The sequence below is a fragment of the Rhodococcus sp. P4_C10 genome, from assembly GCF_056402135.1.
Window position 1 is genome coordinate 1 of sequence record NZ_JBFUHZ010000081.1, and the last position, 4,458, is coordinate 4,458.

A 4,458-nucleotide genomic window follows, 5' to 3' on the forward strand; every position below is an offset into this window, starting at 1 on the left:
CACCCGGTGCGGGGGCCGGTGCCGGGGCTCCGGGCGCCGCGGGGGCACCCGGCGCTGCGGGGGCCGCGTTGTCGGCGGTCGCCGAACCGCCCATCCGCCCGGCCACCGGGAGGTTGGCGTTGGTCGCGCCCGCGGCCCCGGACTGACCGGAGACGGCCGCGTCGGCCACCGGGACGGCGGCGGGGGTGCCGTCCGGGTTGACGGCCACCGCCACCCCGGCCTGCGCGGGCACGTTCCGGGTGCTGTGGTCGGTGACCGCGGTGTTCGCCGGTGCCGGAGTCCCGGTGCCGAACGGGGTGCCGAGGGAGAGTCCGCCCGCGGCCAACAGTGCGACCGCGGCCACGGCGGCGCCCACCACGGCGGCCTTCTTCGGGGCGGTCAACCCGGCGCCGTGACGCCGCTGCGGGACGGGAGCCGCGGAGAGCCGAGGCGGGGCCACGACCGCGCTGGTCGTGGCGAGGGCGACGGTGCCGAGCGGGGCGGTGTCCGTGTCCTCGTCGGTCGCGGCGGCCACCACCGCGGGTGCTGCGACGGCGGCAGCGGCCACGGCGGTGCCGAGGATCGCCGCCCCCTTCGCCGCGGTCTGGGCCGGGTCCACGTCCGCGACGACGGGCAGGCGCAGGTCCGCGGACAGCAGTTCGGCGACCAGCGGGATGGCCGCGCTGCCGCCGGTGAGCAGCACCGCGCTCACGTCGGAGATCTCGACGCCCGCGCTGCGCAACGATTCGCGAACCAGTTCCAGCGACTCGCCCAGCGGCCCGCGGATCAGGTCCTCGAGCTCCTCGCGCACCAGCCGGACGTCGCGTCGGGTGCCCGGCAGGTCGACGGCGATCACCGTCTCGGTGTCCGAGGACAACGCCTCCTTCGCCCGCCGGCAGCGCGTCCGCAGCTCGGCCAGCGCGGTCACCGTGTCGGGGTTCATCGGGTCGAGCTCGGTGGGGTCGTCGACGGCGCCGTCCATGACGTAGCGCAGCGTCAGATGGTCGAACTCGGCGCCGGAGATGTCCTCGGTCCGCAGCGCGCGGCCGAGGATCCGGGGCTGGTCGCCGCCGCCGACCAGCGTCACGTCGAGGCCACTGCCACCGAGGTCGTAGACCAGCACCGGCCCGTTGTCGACGGACGGCCGGTTCCGGCGCAGCCACGTGACCGCGGCCTCGGGCTCGGAGACCAGGGTGACGTCGGGCAGGCCGGCGCGGTCGAGTGCGCGGCGCAGCGCGTCGACCGGGTAGTCGTGCCACACCGCGGGGTGGGCCGCGACCACGGTCGTCGGTTCGTCGAGCGTCGTGGTCGCGACGTCGACGAGGCCGCGCATGGCGGCGGCGACGAGGTCCTCGCCGGTGTGCGTCGACCCGTCCTCGGCGACCAGAGCGACGGGGTCGCCGACGCGGGAGGCGAAGCCGGACACGGTGACGCCCGGGCAGGGTGACTCGCCCGGCGCGGTCAGCGCCAGCACGGGCGACGACCCGTCGGCGGGCAGCGTCAACGTCGAGTCCGTGGCGATCGTGGTACGCCCGCCGGCGATCGTCACATCGTCGGTCGCGGCGACCGAACCGACGGAGCCAACCGTGAGGCCGAGTCCTACCGACATCGTCATTCTCCTGTGCTCGCAGATGCGGTGAATTGGGAACCGCTGTCTATGTCACTGTCGTCGCGCGGACCGGTTCTGTTACCGGATTTCACCGGAGAATCCGCAGATGAGGGGCATTTCCCCTATGTGCGGGAGATCCCCTATTCCCGCTACCCCGGGGCGTCGGCGGAGACGGGGGGAGTTCGCCCCGTTGGGCCGGGCGTCCGGGGTCCATAGCGTCGAGTGCATTGAACTTTCGTGGGTGCACTGCCGGCCCGCGCCGACCACCAGGAGACCGACATGGCCACCAACGCGCTTCTCGACTTCATCCTCAGCCTGCTGCGCGACGACGAGGCCCGTGCGGCGTACTGCGCCAACCCGGACGGCGTGCTCGCGGCGGCCGGGCTCGGCGGCGTCTGCCAGGCGGACATCGCGGCGGTGGCTCCGATGGTCGCCGAGTCGGGGCTGTTCGCCGGCGGCGGCGGCGCGCTGACCAGCATCCTGGGCGCGGGCCTCGGCGCCGCCGGTGACGCCGGCCTGGGCGCGGGTCTCGGTGGCGGTCTCGGCGCGGGTCTCGGCGGTGGTCTCGGTGGCGGTCTCGGTGGCGGGTTGGGCCTGGGCGCCGGTGCCGGTCTCGGGCTGGGCGCGGGTCTGGGCGGCGGCATCGGCGGCGACTTCGACTTCGGCGGCGAGGTCGGCGCGGCCCTGAGCGCCGCGCTGCAGGCGGCCCTGGAGATCGGCGGCACGATCGGTGCGGAGCTCGGGGCGGCACTGGGCGCCGCGCTGCACGCCGCGGTCGGCACCGGCCTCGACCTCGACGGACTGCTCGACCTGACCGGCGGACTCGACCTCGGCGGCGCCCTCGACCTCGGCGGCGCGATCAGCGCGGCGCTCGGCGGTGCGGTCGGCGTCGGCGGCGAGGTGGTCGCCGACCTCGGGCTGGCCCTCGGCGCGGCGCTCGGCGGCATCACCGACATCGACCTCGGCGGGCTCGCCGACCTGGGCGGCGCCCTGGACCTGGGCGCGGTGCTCGGCGCGGCCCTGGGTGTCGGTGGATCGCTCGGCGCCGATCTCGGTGCGGCACTGGGCGGCGTGCTCGGCGCCGCTGTCGGCGCGGGCGGCGGCCTGGGCGCGGACCTCGCGGCTGCGATCGGCGGCGGCCTGGACCTCGGTGCCGGACTCGGCGCGGCCCTCGGCGGTGCCCTCGGGATCGGTGGCGACCTGACCGGGACGCTGGGCGGCGCCCTCGACGCGGCCCTCGGTGCGGGCGGACTGCTCGACGTCGACCTTGCCGGACTGCTCGGCGGCGGCCTGGACGCCGGTCTTGGTGGACTCGTCGACCTCGGCGGCACCCTGACGGGCGGCCTCGCGGGCGGCCTGGCCGGGGACCTGAGCACCGCGCTCAGCGCGGCCCTCGGCGGTGCCCTCGGGGCCGGCGGCAGCATCGGCACGGACCTCGGCGGCGCCCTCGGTGGCGTGCTGGGCGGACTCGTGGACACCGGCCTCGACCTCGACCTGGATGCGGGACTGGGTCTCGGTGCCGGACTGGCCGGGGCGCTGGGCGGCGCCCTCGGCGTCGGCGGTGACCTCACCGCGGGCCTGGGCACCGCCCTGGACGCGGCGCTCGGTGCCGGTGGCCTGGCGGATCTCGACCTCGGCGCGCTGCTCGGCGGCGGCGCGGACCTCGGCGCGACGTTGAGCACAGTGCTCGGCGGCGCGCTCGGCGTCGGCGGCAGCATCGSCACGGACGTCGGTGCCGCGCTGGGCGGCGTGCTCGGCGGCGCGCTCGGCGCGGAGGGCGGCCTCGGCGGCGCGCTCGAGGCGGCCCTGGGTGGGGGCCTCGACCTCGGTGGCGCCCTGGGCGGCGTGCTCGGCGGCGCCCTCGATCTCGACGGCGGACTGGCCGCGGGCCTCGGCGCCGCGCTGGAGGGCGCGCTCGGCGCGGGCGGACTGACGGGCCTCGATCTCGGTGCGCTGCTCGGCGGTGAACTGGCCGGCGGTCTCGGCGGGGCACTCGGCGGCGACCTGACCGGTGACCTCAGTGCGGCCCTGAGCGCCGCGCTCGGCGCGGACGGCGGCGTCGGCGGCGAACTCGGCGCGGCACTGGGCACCGCACTGGACGGACTGGTCGGCGGTGGTCTCGACCTCGGTGGGCTGCTCGACCTGGAGGGCGGTCTCGGCGGAGCGGTGAGCTCCGCGCTCGGTGGTGCGCTCGGCGTCGACGGCGGGCTCACCGCGGGCCTCGGGGCCGCGCTCGACACCGCCCTGGGCGTCGCGGACCTGGACCTCGGCGCGGGTGCCGGGCTCGGCGGGGTGCTGGAGAGCGCCTTCGGGGTCGGCGGCGAGATCGGGTCGGACCTGGGTGCCGCGCTCGGCGGAGTGCTCGGCGCCGGACTGGGTGAGAGCCTGGGCGGCGAGGTGGGCGGCGGACTCGGCGTCGACGCCGGTCTGGGGCTGGGCCTGGGCACCGCGCTCGGTGGCGCGCTCGGCGTGGGCGGAGAGGCCGGGGCCTCGCTGGGCACCGCGCTCGAGTCGGCGCTCGGCGTCGGCGGTTCCGCGACCGGTGCACTGGACGGACTGCTCGGTGCGGGCGCCGGACTCGGCGGACTCCTGGATGTGGGCGGCGACGTCACCGGTGGCCTGACCGGCGGCGTGGACTCCGCGCTCGGCGGCCTGCTCGGTGCGGGTGCCGGCGTCGGCGGCGACCTCAGCACGACCCTCGACGGCGCCGCGAGCGGCGGACTCGACGGTGTGGCCGACCTCGGTGCGGGCCTGGCCGGCGGCCTCGACACGGCGGCCGGCCTGGGCGCGGGCCTGACGAGCGGCCTGACGGGCGGTCTCGGCGGCCTGGTCGACGCGGGCGCCGGGCTCGGCACCGACCTGTCCGGCAC

Annotated in this window: 2 protein-coding genes; one reads left to right on the top strand and one right to left on the bottom strand. The window is 77.4% G+C overall.

The features are described 5' to 3' along the window. The coding region (locus AC1DWC_RS26505; RefSeq protein ID WP_477912846.1) for an Hsp70 family protein at positions 1-1,588 on the bottom strand (1,588 nt) is incomplete at its 3' end. Positions 1,589-1,867: 279 nt separating this feature from the next. Between AC1DWC_RS26505 and AC1DWC_RS26510 the strand changes: the two genes are divergently transcribed. Next, positions 1,868-4,458, top strand: a 2,591-nt coding sequence (locus AC1DWC_RS26510; protein WP_477912848.1) for an IniB N-terminal domain-containing protein, incomplete at its 3' end; no start/stop codon positions are given.